The sequence below is a fragment of the Herbaspirillum sp. GW103 genome (assembly GCF_000261365.1).
Classification (GTDB): domain Bacteria; phylum Pseudomonadota; class Gammaproteobacteria; order Burkholderiales; family Burkholderiaceae_D; genus Herbaspirillum.
Map to the genome: position 1 here is coordinate 968,489 of NZ_AJVC01000004.1, position 21,284 is coordinate 989,772.

Here is a 21,284-nt window from a genome sequence, read left to right on the forward strand (position 1 = left end):
GCCTTTTTCATCCCATTCTCAACGCAGGAAGACCAGCTCGGCATAGCTGGGGTTGGCGTGCGCGCGCTGGTATTGCTTGAAGTCTTCGATGACCTGTGCGCGGGTCAGTCCTTGCTGTGGTTGCTGATCGGCAGCCGCAGTACGCGTTTGTTGCGCCGGGATGCTGGTGGTCGAGGTGGGCCCGGCCTTGACCGGTTCGGCTGCATAGGCTGCCTGCACTGCGATGCTGGCCACCGAAAGCGTGGCGGCGAGGACGAGTTGGCGTGTGATCTTGTTCATGTTCTGCTCCCTGGAATGCAAGCGGATGCTGCACGGTGCGTATCGCTTATGAGTGCTTCATTCCCATGGAAGAATCTTATTATTTCCTTTCTTCAGGAAAAACCTGTGATCCGGTAATGCTCTGTTGCGGCTCCAGAAAGAATGCCGCCAGGCATCTTCTCCCTTTGCTGGCAGCTGGTATGACAAATGATGAGTTGCAAGGCTTTTACCTGCCTTCATTGGCTTTGCGTCAGGGTCAGCAGGCGTCAGAATCGCTAAATCTTATAAATAATTTTCAGGGAACAGGCATGAAAATCGGTACCCGTCTTGGCGGCTCCTTCCTGCTCGTCACGCTGCTGGCGTGCGTGCTCATTGCAGCGTCCATCGTGACACTGACCCGGATCGGGCGTCAGTGGACCGGTTTTTACAGCACCGTACTCGGCAAGCAGGCTTACGCTACCCAAGGCTACATCAAGGTGGGTGATGGCGTGCACAACTTCAAGGACTATGTAATACGCGGCAAGGACTATGACAAGCGCTTCCTGGCCGATATGGATGACATTGCGCGTCTGACCGGGGAGTATCGCAAGCTGGGGATTGCGCAGCCCAAGGAAGAGGAGCTGCTGGAGAAGATTGGCGCCGGAGAACGCCAGTACCGCGAAGCACTGGCCAAGGCCCAGGCCATGAAAGCGTCCGGCGCGTCGGTAGCCGAAGTCGATGCCGCCATCAGTGGCGCGGACAAGGCACTGGGGGCGGGCTTTGCAGGCTTGTTGGCAATTGCGCGGGAAAACGCCAACAATACCGGCGAAGAAATCTCCGGTGCCATCCACGACGGTCAATCCATCGAGCTGGGGGTAGGTGCAATGGTGGTGGTGCTGGCGGCGCTGCTGGCCACCTTGGCCACGCGTTCCATCACACGGCCCATTGGCGAGGCGGTGACCATCGCCAAGACGGTTGCCGCAGGCGACCTGGGCAGCCGCATCGAGGTTACGCGCAAGGATGAGACCGGTGAACTGTTGCAGGCCCTCAAGGACATGAACGGCAGCCTGCAACGAGTAGTGGGTGGCGTGCGCATCGGCAGCGATACCATCGTCACGGCCTCTACCCAGATCGCCGGGGGCAATCTGGATCTGTCGGCCCGCACGGAACAGCAGGCCAGCTCGCTGGAAGAAACAGCTGCGGCCATGGAACAGATCACCTCCACCGTGCGCCGCAATGCCGATCATGCGCGCCAGGCCAATGCGATGGCGGGATCGGTGTCTGAAGTCGCTTCGCGCAGCGGGCTGGTGGTGTCGGATGTGGTGAGCACCATGGACGAGATCCAGGGCTCGGCCCGTGAGATTGCCGAGATCATCAGCGTGATCGATGGTATCGCGTTCCAGACCAATATCCTTGCCCTCAATGCGGCGGTGGAGGCGGCCCGGGCGGGCGAGCAGGGGCGCGGCTTTGCGGTGGTTGCCTCGGAAGTACGCAGCCTGGCACAGCGTTCGGCGACCGCGGCCAAGGAGATCAAGGACCTGATCGGCAACTCGGTGCAGAAGGTGGAAGCGGGCAGTCAACTGGTCAGGAATGCGGGTGCGACCATCGAGGAACTGGTGGTGAGCGTGCGCAGTGTGACGCAGATCATGAGCGAGATTTCCGCCGCCAGCGGCGAACAGGAAGCCGGCATCGAACAGGTCAATCAGGCCATTGCACAGATGGATACGGTGACGCAGCAGAATGCGGCGCTGGTGGAAGAAGCAGCGGCAGCCACGGAGGCGCTCAAGGAACAGGCGCGCAGGCTGGCGGAGTCGGTGAGCGTGTTTCGGCTGGGGGTGGGGAAGATGGCTTGAAGAGAGAACGATGCGCCGTGCAACTAACGCTGGGCAATCTGGCGCGGCGCATCTGCTCCGGCGCGTTCAGCAGATAGCCGGGCACATTCCACTGTCCGACTTTCATGTCCGCCGTTGCTGCATAGGCGTTGCCACCCGCCAGCATGGAAGAACTCATGAAGTTGACGAGTTGGCGTCGTTGCAGGAGGTCACCAAAAAGACCCGCTCCTGTCAGATAAGTGTAGACGGCATCGAGCAAAAAGGTGATGCCCCAGTTGATGCGATCCGCTCCCATGAAGCCAAACGCATTTCCGCCGATGTCGGTTCCCAATTTGCTGTTGTCACCAATCTCTGCAAAGGGTGTTCCCACACCCTGCATGTAGGATTTAAAGAATCCGTTTTTTGGCTCATCGAGATAGGCATCGTATAGTCGCGCGACATTGCTATGCTTGTTCCGCTGCCGCTGTGTCGCCGTCTGTTTTTCCTCTACCCACTTGTCATTGTTGCCGGTTCCATCAAAGAACATGCCGACGAAGATCTGCCCCTTGCATTCAGTACTTCCCCGAGACCGCAGACAAGCCAGCGCCTTGGCACGCTGCGCGGCCTCCTTGGCAGAAAATTTTCGATGCCCATTGCTTGGTACCGGACGCCCCGTGTAAAGCATACTCATGCTCATACTCCCGCAACTAGTTTGATCCTGGCTTCAATTCAGCCTCTGGTCCTTTCAACGGATAGTCAGGGTGCCAGAGCGCGAGGTTCGTAGCGAATACTTTCACCTGCCCATCCCGCAAGAAATGTACCGAGAGGTGACCCGCCTGTTCCGATGTATATTGCGGCACAGGCACTGACCAGGAACGCTCAACCGGCTCCCCCGCACCATTCACGGTGCGGACATTGACGTTCGCCATCAGTCCCGCACGCCAGTTCTTTGGGACACTGATACAGCAGATATAGCCTCCGCCACCCTGTCCGGCTGCGATGTAGCCACCCGCAGCGCGCTTTCCCGGTATGACGGTGACATCAAAGTCCGATATACCAAAGGCAGTATGGTTATAGCCGACCAGTTCCATCCCCAGCTCGGGCGCTTCCTTCTCTTCACATCCGCCCAACATGATGAGTAGAGACAGCAGCAACATGTGGAGCAGGGACTTTCCGGACATCTTGATGATGTATTCCATGGATATATTTCAAAGTAACGAAAACTCTATCGGACGATACGAGGCTCTATGCTCTGGCAGCGTTCATCGAAGGGCTAACGACTGCTGCCATTGACCGCGTTCTCCCACAACGGCTGCCCGCTATCGTACACACGTTGCGGAAGGCCGATGAGGGCATCACTGAATTGGTCCGAAGAAGCCGGCGGATGCGCCATCACCTGCTTGAACTCGGGCTGCTCGAGACCCTTGCCCGAGGTGTACAAGGCCAGCAGCACGTAGGCGGTCTGACGATCGATATCCTTCAGGCCTGCGGAAACCGCCCGCTTCTGGTACTGCGCGACGAAGCGCTCCAGTTTTTGTGGTTCAACCAGGGCCGTTTCGTCGGGAATCACGAACTTGAGATGCGCCACCAGGGCCTTCAGATCATCATTCGTCTGGGCATGCGCGCGTGGACAAGACATGGCCAGCAGCACCACCATTCCCAGTACCAATACCAGTACCCATTGCGGAAAAATAATTTTTTTCTGCCAGTGTTCATGCGACATGCTCGTTCTCCCAAAGAGGTGGCCCTGCTTCCCAGACTTCACCAGGCATTTCCTGCAGGGCATCGAAATAGGCTGCCAGTGAATCAGGCGGATCCTGCATCAAGGCCTTGACCGCAAGATGCTCAACACCAATGCCGCTGGTGTAGAGTGCCAGCAACACGTACTGCGTCTGCCGATCGATATCATCCACGCCAGCGTCGCGCGCACGCTGCTGATAGGTGGCGACGAATTCCACCAACGTGCGTGTGGGCAAGGCATTCGTCTCATCAGGGATCACGAAGCGCAAATGCGTGAGCAGGGCATCGAGATCCCCGGCGTCCACCAGAAGACCGAACTGACGGTCATCCAGCCTCACCAACGGTACATCCAACGGCAAAGCTTGGCTGGGCGGATGGATCTGCGCGCTTTGGTAGAGCGTCCGTGCTTCGCCGAAACGGTCCACGAAAGCCAGGCTGAGCATGCCGCCCGTGAATAGCGCCAGTTGATCCTTGGACAAAGCCTGTATCCAGATCGGCAGGATGCGCGTGTCATACCAGCGCATCATCATGACTTGCCCATCGCTGAGACTCACGTGGTGGAAGTTGCGCAGATGTGCTGCAAAGTCATGCAGGCCGAGCGAGCTCTCATACCAGCTCAGGCAAGGCGCGCCAAAGCCGAGCTGAGAGATCCAGCGCACGAGCCTCAATGCACGCTGCTCATCCAGTCCCGAGAGGGGAAGCAGAAGAGGCGCAATTTCAGGCAAGGCTTCTTCGCGCTTTCCCTCGAACAGCGAGGTATAAGGAACGTGCATGGACTGCAGCTTGAGATGGCTCGCCTCGGCCTGCGCCGTATCGAGCAGAAGGAAGGCTTGGTGGCCGCGTTCACGACATGCCTGCGCCCAATGCAACAGCGCCAACGGATCGTCATGCACATCACTCATGGCATCAGTCCCGGTGTTCTAGTTCGGGAGAACAAGCGCATTGCCCTGCAACCGCCGCACCGCTGCGGCATTCATGTCGTCGCTCTTCCTGGTCTCCTCTTCCTTCTTGGCATCGGTCTTGCCGAAGGTATCGATGGCGCGTGTCTGGAAATACAAGGTGGCAGAGAGAACATGGTCGTGCCAGCTGGTGAGCATGGTGTCATGCACCAGCAGATCGAACAGGGCCATCACTTTGTCCGGCAGCGGGTTCTTGCCATTGGTGGCATTGATCCAGGCATCGGCCAGCGTGAGCTCCCCGGGCGACATCAAAGGACGTGCCGGTTTGTAGGTCGGTTTCTGGCCCGAGGGGTCCACGAAAATGGCCGCATGCTCGTCAACGTACTTCTGCCATTTCATCTTGCGTCGGGGTTCGTCGTCCTGCTGTTTCTGATAGCGGGCCCGCTGCGCAATGACCTCCTGAGCTTCCTTGTCCAGGCGCTCCCATACGCTGACAAAGGGACGGTGCACTTCCAGGATGGTGTCTGGCATGTTGCGGGTTTCATCATCCTGAGCCGCGAACAACTCGGCCATCGCCCGGCCATAGCCTTCGCGGTCGGTCGATGCCGTGCGGCGCGCCTCTGCGAACGCCTTCTCCGCACGCTCACGCCGTTCGCGCCGTTGATCCTGGGCGGCGCGCACCGCGTCTGCATGGGTGGTCACGGATTCGCGAAATTCCTTTGACTGGTAGCGTACGGCCAGCCAGGAAATGAAGACGCTCATGTGCTTGAGAAAATCCAGGCCTGGCGCGCGCGGGACGACGGCGCGATAGGCGTTGACCAGTTCCATCATGCGGTAGCTGGATTTGTCGTCGACGATGGGGGCCGCCAGGGAGAACTTTTGAAATGTCTCAGTCTTGTAAATCGCAAGATCCTCCATGCGGTCCATCATGACGCCCGAAATCAGCGCCTCATGGAGCATGTCCCGCAGAGGAACTCGTTGCAATTCCCCACGGAAGTTGAGCGTTCCATCCGGGGAACCACCTGTGACGTCTTCGCTGGTACCCGGATAAAGATATTGTTCTCCGCGAGTTTTTTCCAAGCTGTCGAGGCGTTGATAGAAACGTAGTTCATGAGCCGCCGCGAAATGTACGCAACGCTGTACAGCCGGCGGTATTGCCAAAGCACGATCGCCGTAGTTTTGCTTGATCACACCGACCAGAGGCAGAAAACCGATGAGCTTGTTTTCCTCCATGATCGAAGCGACACTATCCAGCAACCCGACGAACTTGATTTCGATCAGGCTACCGTCGATGGCCAAGTCCTGCTCATTGGCGCGCTTGTAGATACGAGCGAGTTCATTGACGAATGTTCGCGCGATGACACATCCCCGGTCGGCACCAAAGACACTGACCTGCATGCGCTGAACCTTGGGAATCTTGCCCTTGGCATCCGCGTAGGCGGCCTTGAACTGGTCCAAGGCCGCACTGAGCCTCACGTCAACGCCGGTTCCAAAGAGACTGGCACTGGCGGCACTGTCGCGGACCATGGGAATGGAATCGGCCACCACATCGGCCATCAATACCTTGGCGGCAGACCAACTGGCTTTCAAGGGATTTTTCTTGAGGTCATACAGGAAACCTCGCAATGATGCCTTGCCACGCATGACCCAACGATCACCGCTGGCCATGGTCAGCATTCGCCGCGCATTACCGGGCAAGGCCTTGGTTTCCTTGATTACGTCCTTGTAAGCCTTGACCACTGGACGGAAAGACATCTCAGTCAACGAGTCCTTCAATACCTTGCCGCCCAGCTTCATCGGATCAGTAACACCAGTTACTGTCTTTACGGACTTTTCCACACGATCGTAGCCTGCAATCTTGCTCGCCGCAGACAGGGCGACGCCCCCGGCATTCTTCGCAATCTTGGTAGCGGCGCGGACAAGATCACGATTAGCTGCGTCCTTATTGAGAGGCGTCCCTAATCCTGAGTAATAGAAGCTATACCAGAACTGATTGTCTGGCCGACGAACATCTTCGTTATCTCTGTGCGCTTCCCACAGACGGCAGATATTCGAATAACGGGATGTCTGTGGATCATCCATATCTCGATTTCTGCCGAAGCCATCAAAAAAGAATCCGACGTGTATATCAGCTTGGCAAGCAAGTTTCTCTGCCTCTTTCTGCTTGGCCCTCGCGCCTGCCATCTTTATAGCAAGGTCCGGCGGGGAACGATCTTCCTGAGCTATTCTGGAAGGATCTCTTTCTCCGGTAGTACGAGTCATGGTTGCTGCTCCTTGCCACTGACAGAAAAAGTCTTGATTTGATCTACAGCGGCCTCTGGCAGGTTCTTCATTTCTCTGCCGAAATCACCCGATTTTCCCTTTGTGTCTTTTAGAATCTCCTGCACCTGCGGAAATCGGTCAAATCCGGGGTTAACCAATAAATAGAACCTAACAAACTGCACCAAATCCTCGGAGTCCGTAAGACGATATTTTTTCCATGCTTCACTGGCAATCCGTGCCGTCCGCCTGAACAATTCTGCTTCATTCAGTTTTCCTGCCGGATCAATTTTTTCCCCATATTGCTCCAGAAGCGTTCGATGGACGGTTCGATAACTGATCCGCGAAGCTCCCAAGTCACTCCTGAATTCAGGCTCGACATGAGCATCTGGGTAAAAATGTAATCCTAATATTCTGGTACCGGCGTTTCCTTCCAACTTGGTCGGAGGAAGATGGATATCTTCTTTAAAGCTAATATATTGAATTGGCTTGTAAAGGTCCTTGGAGGCGACGTCTGCGTCATACATCTTCCACTCAACACTAAATTCCGTGCCTTGCAATTGATAGCAACAGCTAAGTCTGCCCGCACCAGAACCCGGCATCAAATCTCCGCCGCCGCTGGCCTGATTTCCATACTTGTCGGTAATAACAAATCTGGACAGGTTATAAGGCGTGTAATTGAAGGCCTCAATACTCAAGCCGCTATAAGTCGGTTCGGAGGAAAGTCCATCACATCCTACCAACGCCACTACCATCGCAACCGCACTGAACAGGGCGCCGCCAATTTTTTTCATCCCATCTCCTGTTATCTCAATTTCGTGTTCACGCGGTTTCAGCGAAAACCTTCATGATCAATCCGGCCTCCAATTTCCCGCTAGGGGATCTGGCGTATCTCGGCAATAGTCGAAGCGGGCAATTGTTTCATCGCCGCCGCAAAAGCGCCCGGCTTTCCCTGTGTTTCTTGCAAGATCTTCTTCACTTGCGGATGTTCATCAAAGTTCTTGTTTACCAACAGATTGAAATACACATACTGCTCCAGGTCCGCATCATCAATCAGGCGAAGCTTGATCCAGCCCTGCCCTGCGATACGGGCCGTGCGCCTGAAAACTTCAAAGAGGTTCAGCTGACCATCGGGATTCATCTGATTGCCGTACTTCGTCACCAAGCGTTGATCAATTGCGCCAAAGTTGAAGCGAGATCCGCCGAGGTCATTCCTGAATTCAGGCTCGATGTGACCGTCCGGATAAAAATGCAAACCCAGAATCCTGGCACCTGATCCTCGGCTGATATTGGTCGGAGAAATATGTACCTTTGCAGTCGACTTGATCATCTTGATCGGTGCGTAAATATCACGTGAGGCGATATCAGCATCATACGCATCCCACTCCACTTCGAACTCGGTCCCCTTTAGTTCATGGCAGCAGGACAAGCTCCCTTCCCCCGAACCAGGTGGCAAATCACCACCACCTGAACCTTTGTTTCCGTATTTGTCTTTGATCACAAAGCGGTCAAGGTTGTAAGGCGTGTAGTTGAACGCCTCAAGACTCAAGCCACTATAGGTCGGTTCGGAAGAGAATCGATCACATCCCGCCAGCACTACCAGCAGCGCTCCAACAGCAATTTTCATTATTACTACGCTCATGCAGCCGCATCCTCTCTGCCGACAAGCTCTTCCTTATCCCACAAGGGAAGATCAACCGCATAGATCTCATCGGGAAGCGCCTGAATCGCCGCAGCGAAGGCCTCGAACCCGGCAGGCGGAGCTTGCAGCAAGGAGGCGAAGGCAGGATGCAGCCAGGCGGCACCCGAGGTGTACAAGGCCGGCAAGAGACACTGAAGCTGACGCTCGGCATCGTCTATCCCCGCAGCACAGAGCTGGTCGACATGTGCCTGCAAAAACGCAGCCAAGCGTCCGCGCGCCACACGAGCGAGCTCCGGGGCAATCAGCGACTGCAGACGATTGATCAGGATATCGACTTGGGAGGACTGCATCAGCTGCGCCAACTGCCGGTCATCGAGTTGCACCAATGATCTGCCCAACGCAGGTTCGGACAGGGGCGCAATATGCTCTGCCTGGTGGTCCTGGAAAAATGTCTGCACACGCGCCGTTCGGTCCAGGCAGGACAGGCTGACCAGCGGTGCGCAGAACTGCGCATGTTGCTGTGGCGTCAGGCAACCCAGCCATTGCGGAAGAATGCGGGTATCGTACCAACGCAACAGCATGGTTTGTCCCTCACTCAGATCCACCGTGTGGAACAGCCGCAGATGGGCTGCCAGCGCATCAAGCGGCAACGGTGATGCCATCCAGGACAGGCAAGGATGCTCAAGACCCATCGACCATAGCCATTCACACAGACGCTGCAAGCTGCTGTCCTGCGCGCTGTCCAGATCGATCAGCAAGGGGGCGATCTCGGGCAGGACGGCTTCCTGTCGTCCTTCAAACAATGAGGAAAAACGCTGGCCCTGCAGGGGCCGCTGTCGGAACGCGCCTTCCACCGGTGCACTGTCGAGCAGAGCAAAGCGATGAAGCCGAGCTTGCGCAGGCGCTCTGCACCAGTCCAGCAGAGGCTGACAAGGGTTATCGGTCATACCAGTACTCCCGGCGCACCCTGCTTCATCGCGGCCAGAATGCAGTCCTTGCAAACGCTGTTGGGCAAGACAGGCATCGGAACCTCCTGCCGCACCGGCCCCTGGAACAGCTTCTGTGCAGCATGAATGGTGAGCTTCCCCGGACACTGCACCGTAATATTGCCACCCTCGATGGTGATGTTGGCCCCGCCCGCCGTGGATAGCGTGATCTTCTTGGCCGCCGCCCAATCCACACTGGTCTTGGCACTCACCACGCTCACCTGATCGCGCGCCTGTACCGCCAGCGTATCGGCTTGCGCCTGCACATCGATATTCTGCTGTGCGGCGATCATCTGCAAACCCTGTCCGCCCTCGCCCGCTGCAACGGCCCCGGCCAGCACGCCCAGGGCCTGCCCGCTGCGCATGCGCAGCTGGTTGCCGCTCACATGCTGGCTGTCGTGGCCGGACATCAGGCTCACCGTCTCGCCATTGGCCAGTTGCAGATGCTGGCCCGCGACCACGCCCAGGCCTTCCCTGGCAGCGATGCCGATCAGGGCTGCGGTGCTCTGCGGGAGCTTGCCCTCACCCGTCTGCGTGTTGGCGGCCGCCACGTCCTCGCCGCTCTTGTCGGGCACGCCATCGACCATGCCGGCTGCTGCCGTGCGAATGGCTTCGAGCGGCGCGGCACTGTCGTTGATGACGCTGGCATTGGCCTGCGCCGGGCCGACATGGCCGGCCAGCGCGACGGTCTTGTGGGTCACCGCCGCTTCATTGAAGGTCTTGCCCAGCAGCGTGGCCTGCTTCAACAGGGCCATGCCGCCGGCATTGTCACCGGCCGGGTCGCGGCTGGAGGCGCCATGTTGGATCTGGTAGCTGGAGAACAGAATACCGCTGCCCGCGCGGATCGCCCCATAGGCATCGGTGCGCAGTTCCGCACCGGTACCGCGGAAACTGCCGCGATAGTTGTCCGCCGTGTGGACAAGATGACCGAGGTTGAGTTCGGACGCCGCCTGCGAAGTCTTGAGCTGGATGCGGCTCTGGGCATCGGTATCGTCGAACAGCAACTGGTTGTAGCCGGCCCCGCCAAATTCCTTGGAACGAATGCCCCACTGCGCAGCAGCGTTGCGATGCCCGTCGCCATCCTGACTGCCGCCGTGCCATGTCGGCGCATTGCCGCCGGCCAGATTGCCCTGGCCACTGGGAGAAAGATCGCTGGCACTCGTGAAGACCTTGTTGCGCTCCTGCTCGCCACCCTGCGCTGCTTCGCCTCCCGGCGTGGGTGAGGCGGAACCTTCACCCTGGCCGTTGTAGAGCGCGCCCAGGATGACCGGGCGATCGATGTCGTCTTCCAGAAACTGCACCAGGACCTCCTGTCCGATACGCGGCAGGAACTGCATGCCATTACCGCCACCGGCCGCGCGCTGCGCCACGCGGACCCAGCAAGTGGCTGTCGCATCGTTGTTGCGGCCCTGCCAGTGGAAACGGATGCGGACCCGACCCAGGCGGTCGCAATGAATCTCATCGCCGCCGTTGGCCGTACTCTGTCCATCGGGACCCACTACGATGGCACTCTGGCTGCCCCGGGCGGTGGCCCCCGCGTGGCGATACAGGCCAGTGCCATCTGCCAGCACCGGACGCCATACGACGTCCGCGCGTATCGCCTCGAAAGCGTTGGCGTAACCGAGCTTGCGCGCCTGGGAGATGACTGCGTCGAAATCGGCGCGCTCGCTCATGGCGGCAGCATCAGGATGCTGGCTGCCTTGCGCAATCTGGTGCTGCGACTGGCATGCGACCAGGCATTCTTCCAGCAGTGGGGGCAGTGGACCGAACAGTTCGGCCAAGCCTTCCTGCGCATCTTTGGGTAAATTATTTATACCCACACTCGCGACCGACAATACCGCGTATTCGGGGGACTTTCCGGTTGCTGCGGAAAGGCCCAGCGGGCCTTGGGCCAGCGTGAAGCGAGTGCCCGGACGCAGGGTACGCACGGTGCTGCGCGCCTGCCACAGCTTGTTGCGCGCCTCGCTGGCTTCCAGGTGCAGCCGCGCGTAGCGGTCGGCCTCGGCAGCACTGCGATAGGCGTAGAGTCCGGGGCTATCGTAGCTTTCCAGGCGCGGCGCATCCTGGTGGCCGAACTCATGGCAGGTCGGCATGCTGGTGGCGACCGCCTGCTTGCTCTTGTAGTCATAGGAAAGCAAGGTGAAGGATGCCGGCTGCAAGGTCCGGCGCGCAGCCAGGGCCTGGATGCTGTCCTGTTCCTCGCGGGCAGTACCGGCATGGAAGCGGATGCCCTGCCCGCCCAGCTCGGCAGCACTGCTGGCATCCTCGGGGAAGACGGTGGCCCGGGAAGAATCGGCAAACAATACCAGCCGGTGCCCGGCACTGGCCTCGGCGAATTCCTCGACACGCCAGGACAAGCCCTCGGCCGCCAACAGGCGGCTGACGAAATCGAGATCGCACTCACGGTATTGCACCGTATAGCTACGCGGCGCCAGGTCCTGCAGAAAGGACATCACTTCGTCCGACCACTGCCAGGCCGCATGCGGGGCATAGCCGCCGAACACGTCCTCGACGATCTCGACGACGCTTTTGTCCTGCCACACGCGGCTGTTGCGTGATTGGCTCAGCAACCAGATCCAGTGGACCAGGCGCAGCCGGTAACGGGCCAGCCCTCCCTCACTGGCGAGCTTGGCGGCTTCGTTGACCAGCCCCGAGAAGCTGGCACTGGAACCGTCGGCAAGGCTCACCTGCAAGCTGGCCCGTTGGCCGATCAGCGTGTTGAGCGACAAGCCGGCGTCCAGGCTGAGGGCGATCACCTCGCGCACGCCGACGGCATGCAGACCTTCGGAGGCGGCGAAGGCTTCCACCAGCAGATCGCCGGTAGCGACACGCTCTCCCAGGGAGAGCCGATAGAGACGGGTCGCGCTGGTGAATTGCACCAGCTGGTTGAGCAGCTCAGACATCGGTCACCGATTGTGCAGAAGAAGAAACAAGATTGAGCTCAGAATTCTCTGCAGACTGCCCGGGTCGGGCAATCTGCATCAATTGTTCGTATTGGCCACCTTGCAGGCGGGATCGCTGTCCCAGCGTCCCGAGCAGATGCGCCAACGGCAGAATTCACCTTCAACGAAACCCAGCGCATGACAGCGTTGCAGCAGTGAGGCGGTACTCTCGCCGTTCTTGCGCTCCACCACATCGACATTGCGGGCATCCTTCTGCCGGGAGGGCCCAGGATGCGCCTGCGAAGACTTCGCAGGGGCGCCTTGCCCGCTCGCAGCATCGCCACCGTTTGCATTGCTGGCGCCCTCGGGGCTGCGTTTCTTCTCGACCTCGCCGGAGCGGGCGACCAGGGCCTTGATCAGATCGACATCGCTGTCGTTGCGATTCTCGGCCTTGGCTGCCTTCCTCTTTTTTTCCTCATGCTGGGCTGTCGACCTGGGGGGCTTCACGGTTTTTTCCGGCTTGGCTTCGAGGGCGTTCTTCAGCGTCGCCGGCGGTGGCTTGACGCCTTCCTCCAGCGCCGAAGTCAACTGGTCCGGGCCACGGGCGGGGTTGGAGTCCGCCGCCGGGTCTGGTGCCGGGGCACTGGTATCGTTGATGACCGCTGTATCGGTCGCGGCCGAAGCGACGCCTGAAGCTGGCCCGGTGTCGGTGGTCGATGCAGGTGCAGCGGCTGCCGGTGGCGGCCTGGATGGGGTTGCAGAGGCTTGCACGGAAGTGCTTCCACCATCATGACCGTGCAGACGCAAGGCTGCCAGCGTGATGCCGCCGGCGACCAGCAACAGCAGCAGCACGATGAACAGCACACGACGCGGCTTGTGTGTTCCTGCGCCATTGCCACTGCCATTGCTGCGGGCTTTTTTCTTTCCGTCCGAAATCGAATTGAGGATGCGAACTTCATCCGCAGACGAAGTGTCCGATGCAGGCATCAAGCTTGGTCTTCTGGATCCAGGTTTTTCTTGGTTCGGAGGCTGCAAGGCCGTACTCCTGAGTTATCCAACTTGAAACAAGTTGTTTGATTTTTATTAATTTTCCGTTGACTGCCAGTCCGGCTCGATCACTTGCCAATGAGCCGGATCAATTCCAGAAACGTGTCGGCGTCCGCACCTTCAGTGCCACCCAGCGTCGACCAGAATAAAAAGGGGATTCGTCGTGCTGTTCCTTCTCATTGCCACCTATCTGCTGGTCACCGGCTTCGCGATGTGGCTGCTGCTGTTTCCGTCCGGCAGAGGACTGACGTTACGCTTCCTGCACGCCCGGCTTGCAGGTCTGCGCTCACGATGGGAACGCTGGAACAGAAGAAGCGACGAGGTGATTGCAGGGACCACATCCAGCGTACGGAGTTCCCTGACAGCGAGTGTCGACTACGTGCGCAATAATTACGTAATTGTGTCAACGATCGCAGTATTGCTGATAGGTCCAGCCATCGTTGCATTTCTGTTAAGCGGCAAGTCGATGCTGCAGGGTTTTGACGACACCCAGCGCGTAACCAATTCTCAAATTGCGGAACTTTTAAAAGGCGAGCAACTCGTACCACCGCCGCCCTTGCCGCCGGACATGTTTACCACTGCGGAAGTGGTCCAGGTCCGTCCGATGCTGGTCAACGCCAGCCGCAACTGGCAACTGCTCAATCCAGAATACGCCCAACGCCTGCTGCTGGTCTTCAAGATCATGAAGGAAAAGCATGGTTACGAGATGGCGCTCATCGAGGGTTACCGCAGTCCGGAGCGCCAGAACATGCTGGCCGGGATGGGGGGCAACGTCACCAATGCAGCCGCGTTCCAGAGCTACCACCAGTACGGCCTTGCGGGCGACTGCGCCTTTGTCCGGAACGGCAAGCTGGTCATCAGCGAAAAGGATCCATGGGCCATGGAAGGCTATCGTCTCTATGGCGAGGTCGCCGAGTCGGTGGGACTGACCTGGGGCGGCCGCTGGAAACTGATGGATTTCGGTCACACGGAATACCGCATGCCGGGCGTGATGAAGAAATGAAGCTGGAGGCGGCCCCTTGCCCGGCCGCCCGCATAAAGACAGACCATAGAAATACAAGGGGATACACCATGAGCAAGCCGATCATCGTCCTCGGCGACAAGACTTCGCACGGTGGCAGCGTCATCGAAGGTTCCGGTCAGACTCTGGTCGGCAACAAGCCGGTGGCGCGCATCGGCGACAAGGTCAGTTGCCCGCACCACGGCACCACCACCATCGTCAGCGGCGACCCCACCATGGTGGTGGATGGCGCGCCGGTAGCGCGCGATGGCGACAAGACCGCCTGCGGCGCGGTACTCATTGCCGGTCAGGCGACCACGACGCTCTGAGCGAACCCAACCATCATGACAGGGGCAGGGCCGACTACAACAATAAGAATCCAGAAAGCGAACGCTGATGAGCACATGGATAAAGCGGGGTCTGTTGACCGTCGCAGTTTTCTTGGTGACCTGGGTGATGTTCATCACCTACTGGTCAGGCGCCAACCACATGCCCGATGGCGGCGATGTCATCGTCTATCTGCTGGTGTTGCCGGCCGCCTTTCTGCTGCTGGTGTGGGGCGTGAGCAAGGCCAGGAGCGCGCTGGTCGCGGCAGCCGCCGCCAAGGCCGCCGCCGCGGCTGCCGCACCTGCCCCGACGGCTGCACCCAGCGAACCGGGACATCCTCCCGAGCGCAGGTGGACGCTGGCCATCGTGGCCACTGCATTGCGCTCACCCTTCGGTGCCGACGCCAGCAGCCTGCTGGAACAGATCAAGTCGCAATCCCTGCGCCTGCCCCTGGATGGCGAATTGGTGAACGATCAGGACATGCCCATCCTCGCCGGGCGCATCGGCGACCTCCAAAGTGAAGAAACACGCGAAATCTACCAGACCTGGCATCAGCAACATTTCCCCGGGCAGGATCCGATGCTGATGGGCGATGCTCACTGGCGCAGCCTGACGCTGGCCGCCGATATCGCGCGGGAGCTGGGAGGGCGGCTGCAGTGGCATCCCCTGCTGGAGGAGTATCGCGAGGCTGCGCGTCACCGTCAGGAGGAAGTCGGTTTGCCGCATCTGCATCTGCTGGTCCTGCTGCCCACCCACTGGGGAAGCGAAACCCGCATGCAGGCTGCACGCTGGCTGGGTGAGCAGGTATGCCTGGCCGGCTGGCCGGCCGAGAAGCTCAACGTGCTTCCCGCCGCGGCCGGCGAAAACGCACACCCGCTGCAGCACCTGGACCGATTGGTCGCCACCAGTCGCGATGCGCGCACGCAGCAGCCCTCCCCTTATCTGGCCTCGTCCTACCTGGCCATGGTCATTGCAGCCGAGTGCAACCTGGATCCGGAGATCGTAAAGGCCTGGCAGCAGGACAAGCAATTGCTGCAAGGGTCGCAGAACATCGGCAAAGCGCCGGCAGAAGCTGCCGCCGGTCTGATCCTGGCTGACGCCACCCAGGCGCTGGCCATGGGGACGGCCGATCCGGTCCTGCTGCACCGGGCCAGCGTGGGCCGTCATGAGCAATCGGTCGACCAGGCTCGCCGCGTATCGGGCGAACTGCTGATCCAGCTGGCGCAGGCTGCGCTGCGCGATGCCGCGATTGCCCCCGATCAGTTGGCCCTGCTGGTAAGCGATGGTGACTACCGCGCCAGCCGTACCGATGAAATCATGAAACTGGGCTACGCCGCCCTGCCCGAACTGGACCTGGGGAGCCAATGCGTCAAGCTCGGCGCCACCTGCGGCTCGGCCGGCCAGGCCACGGCGCTGTCGGCGCTGGTACTGGCACACACTGCCACCTCCGAGAGCGGCGAACCGACCCTGTGCGTCTGCAACGAAGACGCACACCGGCGCGCCGTGGTGGCCCTCAGCCTCGCTCCCGTCATTGCGGCAGGAGCCGCGCCGGATTCCGATCCCGCAGCATCCTCGACATCCACGGCATCTCACGCCCCTGCTTCAGCGACCGTATAACAAGAACTCCACACCAAAGCGCTCACATCATGCAACGACTCTGGCATATCCTCAGCGACACGCGTGTCCTCATCCTCCTGGGCTTCGCCGCCTTGGCGGCCTTTCTCTTCATCGGCGCCGATCAGCTCGAAGTGGCGCTGATCTGGGCCGTTGCCCTGCTCGGCCTGCTGTTGCTGGTCTGGCTGGGGTTCTGGCTCTACAAGCGCTGGAAAGCCCGGCGTGCCGCCGGCAAGCTGGAAAACGTGCTGGAGCAGCAAGCCGCCCAGGCTGCCCCCACCAGCAGCGACGGCGCGCGCCGCGACGACGTGAACGCCCTGCGCCAGCGCATGCTGGAAGCCATCAATACCATCAAGACCTCCAAGCTGGGGCAGAAGTCGGGCGCTGCCGCGCTGTACGAATTGCCCTGGTACATGGTCATCGGCAACCCGGCAGCGGGCAAGAGTACTGCCATCGCCAATTCGGGCCTGCAATTCCCGTTCGCCGACAAGGGGGGCAAGATCGTCCATGGGGTGGGGGGTACACGCAATTGTGACTGGTTCTTCACCACCGAGGGTATCCTGCTCGATACCGCCGGGCGCTATTCGGTGTACGAAGATGACCGAAATGAATGGTTCAGCTTTCTGGGCCTGCTCAAGCGCTATCGCAAGCAGGCGCCGATCAACGGCATCATCATTGCGGTGAGCATCGCCGAGCTGACCGGCAATCGTCCCGAATTCGCCATCAATCTGGCCAAGAATCTGCGCCAGCGCGTACAGGAACTGACCGAAAAGCTGGAAGTCTTTGCGCCCGTCTATGTGGTCTTCACCAAGGCTGACCTGATCACCGGTTTCAACGAATTCTTCCTCGACACCGAACGCAGTGAACGCGACCGCGTCTGGGGCGCCACCCTCGCCTACGACCGCAAGCGCAGCGGACAGGAGGTCAGCAGCTTCTTTGATGAGCGCTTCGACGAACTGTACGCTGGCCTCAAGGAAATGAGCCTGGTCAACATGTCGGTCAAGCGCGGCGAAAACCTGGCGCCGGGCGTACTGACCTTCCCGCTGGAGTTTTCCTCCATCAAGGGCGTGCTGCGTTCCTTCGTGACCACCTTGTTCGAGGAGAATCCCTTCCAGTTCAAGCCGGTCTTCCGAGGCTTCTACTTCACCAGTGCCTTGCAGGAAGGCGCGACCGTGAGCGCCTCCTCGCAGCGCATCGCCGACCGCTTCGGCCTGACGCTGGAACACAAGCCGCAGCGCGATATCTCCTCCCAGCACGGCTTCTTCCTGCACAACCTGTTCAAGCAGGTGATCTTTGCGGACAAGCAGCTGGTGGCGCAGTACACCAGCCGCCACAAGCTCCGCATGCGCTACATCACCTTCTTCGCGGCGGTGACCGTACTGGGGGCGCTGCTGGGTGGATGGAGCTGGTCCTACATGGGCAACCGCCAGTTGGTGGCCAACGTCCAGGCCGACATGGACAAGGCCGTCAAACTGCAGGAAAAGCGCCTGGACCTGCAATCGCGCTTCGAAGCACTGGAGATCCTGCAGGACCGTATCGAACAACTGGACCGCTATCGCTCCAGCCGCCCGATTTCGGTCGGACTCGGGCTCTATCAGGGCGACCTGCTGGAACGCAAGCTGCGCGAGGAATACTTCGCCGGCATCAAGGAAATCATGTTGAAACCGGTGGCCTCCAACATCGAGACCTACCTGATGGAAGTCAACGCCAATTCCGGCAAGCTGGAACCGATGTCCAAGCCGCCCCAAGCCGGCGGCATCACGCCGGTGGCCGACAATGGCGCGCAGGCCGGCAACGCCCTGCGCACCTACAAGGACAGCTCGGCCACCAGTGTGGAAGATGCCTACAACGCCTTGAAGACCTATCTGATGCTGGCCGACAAGTCACGTGCCGAATCGAGTCACCTGAGCGACCAGATCACCCGCTTCTGGCGCGGCTGGCTGGAGACCAACCGGGGCACCATGCCGCGCGAACAGATGATCCGCAGTGCCGAGCGACTCATCAGCTTCTCGCTGGAACAGATCAATGATCCCTCCTGGCCGACCGTGGAAAACAAGCTGACCCTGGTCGACCAGACCCGCGAAAACCTGCGTCGTGTGGTTCGTGGCATGCCGGCGCGCGAGCGCGTATATGCCGACGTGAAGGCACGTGCCGCGACCCGCTTCGCGTCCATGACGGTCGCCCGCATCGTCGGCGACAAGGACAAGGAACTGGTGATGGGCAGCTACGCCATCCCCGGCACCTTCACTCGCGATGCCTGGGAGAAGTTCGTGGAGGATGCCTTCAAGGAGGCCGCCAACAAGGAACTGCAAAGCGCCGACTGGGTGCTCAAGACCTCCACCAAGGACGACCTGACACTGGAGGGTAGCCCCGAGCAGATCCAGAAGGCCCTGGTATCGCAGTACAAGACCGAATATGCGCGTGAGTGGCAGAAATTCCTGCAGGGCGTGAGCATCGTCGAACTGCACAACCTGGACGAGGCCACCAATGCCATGAACCGTCTGGGCGACCCGCTGACCTCACCGCTGAACAAGGTGATCAATACGGTCTACGACGAAACCTCGTGGGACAACCCCTCGCTGGTCGATGCCGGCCTGGCCAACGCCAGCAAGGGCTTCATGGGCTGGTTCAAGGAAACCATCCTGCGTCGCTCGCCGGCCCCGGTACCGGCGCCGACCCAGCTCAATACCGATGGCAGCACCGCTATCCCGATGGGTCCGGTCGGCCGCGAATTCGCCGGCGTGGCGCGCCTGGTGGTGAGCAAAGACAAGGGCAATTCGCTCATGCGCGGCTACATGGAAAATCTCTCCAAGCTGCGTACCCGCTTGAACACCATCAAGAACCAGGGAGACACCGGCCCCGGTGCCAAGCAGCTGATGCAGCAGACGCTGGAAGGCAGCGGCTCGGAACTGTCGGATTCGCTCAAGTTCGTCGATGAGGAGATGCTGCCCGGCCTGAACGACCAGCAGAAGACCACCCTGCGGCCGCTACTGGTGCGGCCGCTGGTACAGGGCTTCAATGCGCTGGTGCGTCCGACCGAAGGCGAGGTCAACAAGATCTGGCGTGCCCAGGTATACGAGCCGTTCCAGAACAATCTGGCGGCCAAGTATCCGTTCTCGCCCAACTCGAAGATCGAGGCCAATAGTGGCGAGATTGGTACCGTGTTTGGCGAGAATGGCGCGATCTCCAAGTTCGTGACCGCGGCCATGGGTCCGCTGGTGGTACGCCGGGGCGATACGCTGTCGCCACGCAAGTGGGCCGACATGGGCATCACCCTGTCGCCGACCATCACCACCAGCTTCGCCGACTGGATCAGCACCCCGGGCGGTGCTGGTGCAGGCGGCGGTGGCGGTGCTGCAGATGCGCAGACGGTGTTCCAGATCCAGCCCCAGCCAGCGCCGGGTGCGCTGGAATACACCATCGAGATCGATGGTCAGCAGCTACGCTACCGCAATACCCAAGCCCAGTGGAGCAACTTCGTCTGGCCCAATCCGCAGGGTGCGCCGGGTGCCCGGGTGACTGCCGTCACCTATGACGGTCGTACGGTGGAAGTGGCCAACCAGCCCGGACGCTTCGGTCTGGAACGCCTGATCAACACGGCCCAGCGCAAGCGCAAGGACAACGGGGTCTTCGAGCTGTCGTGGACCAATGACGGGGTGACGGTGGTGGTGAACCTGAAGATCATCAGCAGCGCCGAAGTCTCCGGCAACAGCAATGGTGCCGCACGCGGCACGGCGGCTCTGCGTGGCCTGAAGCTGCCGGAAACCATCGCTGGCGGCGCGCCGCCAGCGCCTGCACCGGCGTCGCCGGTGCAATCGCAAACTCAATCCATGACTACAGGGGCCAAGCAATGAGTGCATCCGGCACCCCCATCAGAATCGGCTATTTCGGCAAGATTCCGGCACGCGGGGATTTCATCAAGGCCACCGACAACGCCGCGCTGATCACGCTGCTGGACAACTGGCTGGCGCAGACCATGGAGCTGCTCTCGCGCGATGCGCGCTGGAAGATCATCTATGACGGCGTCAAGCCCCTGCATTTCGTGGTCATGGGTCCGCGCAGCCGGCGTGCCGTGGCGGGCCACCTGCGTGCCAGCGGCGACCAGTCGCAGCGCCGCTTCCCGTTCATCTCGATGAGTGCCTTCGATATCGAAGATCCGGTGGCCTTCGTCAGCAACAGTCCTCTGATCCTCTCGCGACTGTGGACGCGCCTGGAGTCGCTCACACAGGGGGTACTGAGCGCGCCCGATCCTGGCCAGCCACTGCAGACACTGGCTTCGACCACGCTGGAACTGGACATCAACAGCGCCGGCTACCGCGCCGCCTTCGCTGACTTCCTTGATCTGCAGACGACCGGTTCGCTGCAACAGATGCTGACCGAGGCAGGCTTCGCCGGCAATCTGCGTCAGCTGCTGCTGGCACTGGGCCTGCTGCTGCAACCTGTCATGGCCAGCACCTCCAGCCGTCTCGACAAGAACCTGATCCTGCCACTACCGCGCGACCCGATGTATCGCAGCCTGGTAGCCAGCTTCTGGATGCACCTGATTACGCCCTTCCTCACGCGGGCCGATTTCGAGCTGGTGCTGTTGCTGACCAGAATGGATGAACAACCGGTCATGTTCCTTGGCTTCTCCGGAGCTTCACCGCGCACCCTGCATTCGGTGATGGATGTCCAGGCCGGTGCCGAGCACAACATTCCCTTCGACGATGCCGACTGGGTGGAAGAACACGTGAGCGGTGACTACGGCATCCAGAAACTGTCCAGCTACCTGGCCCATCCAGACCTCTCGCTGACCTCGGCCCTGGCCTCGTTCCGCGAAGCTTTCATCGGAGCCTGAATC

At 60.1% G+C, this 21,284-nt stretch carries 17 protein-coding genes; 6 read left to right on the top strand and 11 right to left on the bottom strand.

The genetic code is table 11. The annotated features are described in order from the left end of the window. Window positions 1–18: 18 nt before the first annotated feature. Entirely contained in the window at window positions 19–279 is a 261-nt protein-coding gene (locus GWL_RS16435) for a hypothetical protein (RefSeq protein WP_008332230.1), read from the bottom strand. A 287-nt stretch (window positions 280–566) separates the two neighbouring features. On the opposite strand from GWL_RS16435, the gene GWL_RS16440 reads away from it, so the two are divergent. Continuing rightward, window positions 567–2,090, top strand: a complete 1,524-nt coding sequence (locus GWL_RS16440; RefSeq protein ID WP_008332231.1) for a methyl-accepting chemotaxis protein — start codon at window positions 567–569, stop codon at window positions 2,088–2,090. Here the strand turns inward: GWL_RS16440 and GWL_RS23450 are convergent. The 10 genes from GWL_RS23450 to GWL_RS16490 form a co-directional block, all read right to left on the bottom strand. Beyond that, window positions 2,020–2,739, bottom strand: a complete 720-nt coding sequence (locus GWL_RS23450) for a DUF2235 domain-containing protein (RefSeq protein WP_157174262.1) — start codon at window positions 2,737–2,739, stop codon at window positions 2,020–2,022. The two genes, GWL_RS16440 and GWL_RS23450, sit on opposite strands and share 71 nt — an antisense overlap. A gap of 16 nt (window positions 2,740–2,755) precedes the next feature. Continuing rightward, complete coding sequence (locus GWL_RS23075) at window positions 2,756–3,247, bottom strand: DUF3304 domain-containing protein (RefSeq protein ID WP_081486084.1); 492 nt, start codon at window positions 3,245–3,247, stop codon at window positions 2,756–2,758. A 74-nt stretch (window positions 3,248–3,321) separates the two neighbouring features. Beyond that, window positions 3,322–3,771, bottom strand: coding sequence for a hypothetical protein (locus GWL_RS16455; protein ID WP_008332233.1), 450 nt, complete (start codon window positions 3,769–3,771; stop codon window positions 3,322–3,324). Next, window positions 3,761–4,690, bottom strand: coding sequence for a DUF4123 domain-containing protein (locus GWL_RS16460; protein ID WP_008332235.1), 930 nt, complete (start codon window positions 4,688–4,690; stop codon window positions 3,761–3,763). The genes GWL_RS16455 and GWL_RS16460 overlap by 11 nt, the downstream gene beginning before the upstream one ends. A gap of 18 nt (window positions 4,691–4,708) precedes the next feature. Beyond that, on the bottom strand, window positions 4,709–6,949 hold the full coding sequence (locus GWL_RS16465) for a DUF2235 domain-containing protein (protein ID WP_034351033.1): 2,241 nt from the start codon (window positions 6,947–6,949) through the stop codon (window positions 4,709–4,711). Further along, a complete protein-coding gene (locus GWL_RS16470) occupies window positions 6,946–7,740 on the bottom strand; it encodes a DUF3304 domain-containing protein (protein WP_050978130.1) in 795 nt (264 codons plus the stop codon). Before GWL_RS16470 ends, GWL_RS16465 begins: the two co-directional genes overlap by 4 nt. An 80-nt stretch (window positions 7,741–7,820) precedes the next feature. Then, window positions 7,821–8,588: a DUF3304 domain-containing protein gene (locus GWL_RS16475; RefSeq protein WP_034351036.1), complete on the bottom strand. Its 768-nt coding sequence runs from the start codon at window positions 8,586–8,588 to the stop codon at window positions 7,821–7,823. Continuing rightward, the gene (locus tag GWL_RS16480) at window positions 8,585–9,535 is read right to left on the bottom strand and encodes a DUF4123 domain-containing protein (protein WP_008332245.1); all 951 of its coding nucleotides are present in this window, start codon (window positions 9,533–9,535) and stop codon (window positions 8,585–8,587) included. The genes GWL_RS16475 and GWL_RS16480 overlap by 4 nt, the downstream gene beginning before the upstream one ends. After that, entirely contained in the window at window positions 9,532–12,477 is a 2,946-nt protein-coding gene (locus GWL_RS16485; protein ID WP_008332246.1) for a type VI secretion system Vgr family protein, read from the bottom strand. Before GWL_RS16485 ends, GWL_RS16480 begins: the two co-directional genes overlap by 4 nt. Before the next feature lie 78 nt (window positions 12,478–12,555). Further along, the gene (locus GWL_RS16490; protein WP_008332247.1) at window positions 12,556–13,443 is read right to left on the bottom strand and encodes a hypothetical protein; all 888 of its coding nucleotides are present in this window, start codon (window positions 13,441–13,443) and stop codon (window positions 12,556–12,558) included. Window positions 13,444–13,666: 223 nt separating this feature from the next. Between GWL_RS16490 and GWL_RS16495 the strand changes: the two genes are divergently transcribed. The 5 genes from GWL_RS16495 to tagF all read left to right on the top strand — a co-directional run bounded on the left by GWL_RS16495 (window position 13,667) and on the right by tagF (window position 21,281). After that, entirely contained in the window at window positions 13,667–14,506 is an 840-nt protein-coding gene (locus tag GWL_RS16495) for a M15 family metallopeptidase (protein WP_034351038.1), read from the top strand. Window positions 14,507–14,574: 68 nt separating this feature from the next. After that, window positions 14,575–14,832, top strand: a complete 258-nt coding sequence (locus GWL_RS16500) for a PAAR domain-containing protein (protein WP_008332251.1) — start codon at window positions 14,575–14,577, stop codon at window positions 14,830–14,832. 67 nt (window positions 14,833–14,899) lie between these two features. Beyond that, a complete protein-coding gene (locus tag GWL_RS16505; protein WP_034351040.1) occupies window positions 14,900–16,447 on the top strand; it encodes a hypothetical protein in 1,548 nt (515 codons plus the stop codon). Between the two features lie 29 nt (window positions 16,448–16,476). Beyond that, the gene (tssM, locus tag GWL_RS16510) at window positions 16,477–20,298 is read left to right on the top strand and encodes a type VI secretion system membrane subunit TssM (RefSeq protein WP_008332254.1); all 3,822 of its coding nucleotides are present in this window, start codon (window positions 16,477–16,479) and stop codon (window positions 20,296–20,298) included. Next, on the top strand, window positions 20,295–21,281 hold the full coding sequence (tagF, locus tag GWL_RS16515) for a type VI secretion system-associated protein TagF (protein WP_008332256.1): 987 nt from the start codon (window positions 20,295–20,297) through the stop codon (window positions 21,279–21,281). The genes tssM and tagF overlap by 4 nt, the downstream gene beginning before the upstream one ends. Window positions 21,282–21,284: the final 3 nt, after the last annotated feature.

What these genes read in the sequence shown, in the direction of transcription:
- GWL_RS16435 (WP_008332230.1), bottom strand. Translation starts at nt 279, where the DNA reads ATGAACAAGATCACACGCCAACTCGTCCTCGCCGCCACGCTTTCGGTG.
- GWL_RS16440 (WP_008332231.1), top strand. Translation starts at nt 567, where the DNA reads ATGAAAATCGGTACCCGTCTTGGCGGCTCCTTCCTGCTCGTCACGCTG.
- GWL_RS23450 (WP_157174262.1), bottom strand. Translation starts at nt 2,739, where the DNA reads ATGAGTATGCTTTACACGGGGCGTCCGGTACCAAGCAATGGGCATCGA.
- GWL_RS23075 (WP_081486084.1), bottom strand. Translation starts at nt 3,247, where the DNA reads ATGGAATACATCATCAAGATGTCCGGAAAGTCCCTGCTCCACATGTTG.
- GWL_RS16455 (WP_008332233.1), bottom strand. Translation starts at nt 3,771, where the DNA reads ATGTCGCATGAACACTGGCAGAAAAAAATTATTTTTCCGCAATGGGTA.
- GWL_RS16460 (WP_008332235.1), bottom strand. Translation starts at nt 4,690, where the DNA reads ATGAGTGATGTGCATGACGATCCGTTGGCGCTGTTGCATTGGGCGCAG.
- GWL_RS16465 (WP_034351033.1), bottom strand. Translation starts at nt 6,949, where the DNA reads ATGACTCGTACTACCGGAGAAAGAGATCCTTCCAGAATAGCTCAGGAA.
- GWL_RS16470 (WP_050978130.1), bottom strand. Translation starts at nt 7,740, where the DNA reads ATGAAAAAAATTGGCGGCGCCCTGTTCAGTGCGGTTGCGATGGTAGTG.
- GWL_RS16475 (WP_034351036.1), bottom strand. Translation starts at nt 8,588, where the DNA reads ATGAGCGTAGTAATAATGAAAATTGCTGTTGGAGCGCTGCTGGTAGTG.
- GWL_RS16480 (WP_008332245.1), bottom strand. Translation starts at nt 9,535, where the DNA reads ATGACCGATAACCCTTGTCAGCCTCTGCTGGACTGGTGCAGAGCGCCT.
- GWL_RS16485 (WP_008332246.1), bottom strand. Translation starts at nt 12,477, where the DNA reads ATGTCTGAGCTGCTCAACCAGCTGGTGCAATTCACCAGCGCGACCCGT.
- GWL_RS16490 (WP_008332247.1), bottom strand. Translation starts at nt 13,443, where the DNA reads ATGCCTGCATCGGACACTTCGTCTGCGGATGAAGTTCGCATCCTCAAT.
- GWL_RS16500 (WP_008332251.1), top strand. Translation starts at nt 14,575, where the DNA reads ATGAGCAAGCCGATCATCGTCCTCGGCGACAAGACTTCGCACGGTGGC.
- GWL_RS16505 (WP_034351040.1), top strand. Translation starts at nt 14,900, where the DNA reads ATGAGCACATGGATAAAGCGGGGTCTGTTGACCGTCGCAGTTTTCTTG.
- tssM (WP_008332254.1), top strand. Translation starts at nt 16,477, where the DNA reads ATGCAACGACTCTGGCATATCCTCAGCGACACGCGTGTCCTCATCCTC.
- tagF (WP_008332256.1), top strand. Translation starts at nt 20,295, where the DNA reads ATGAGTGCATCCGGCACCCCCATCAGAATCGGCTATTTCGGCAAGATT.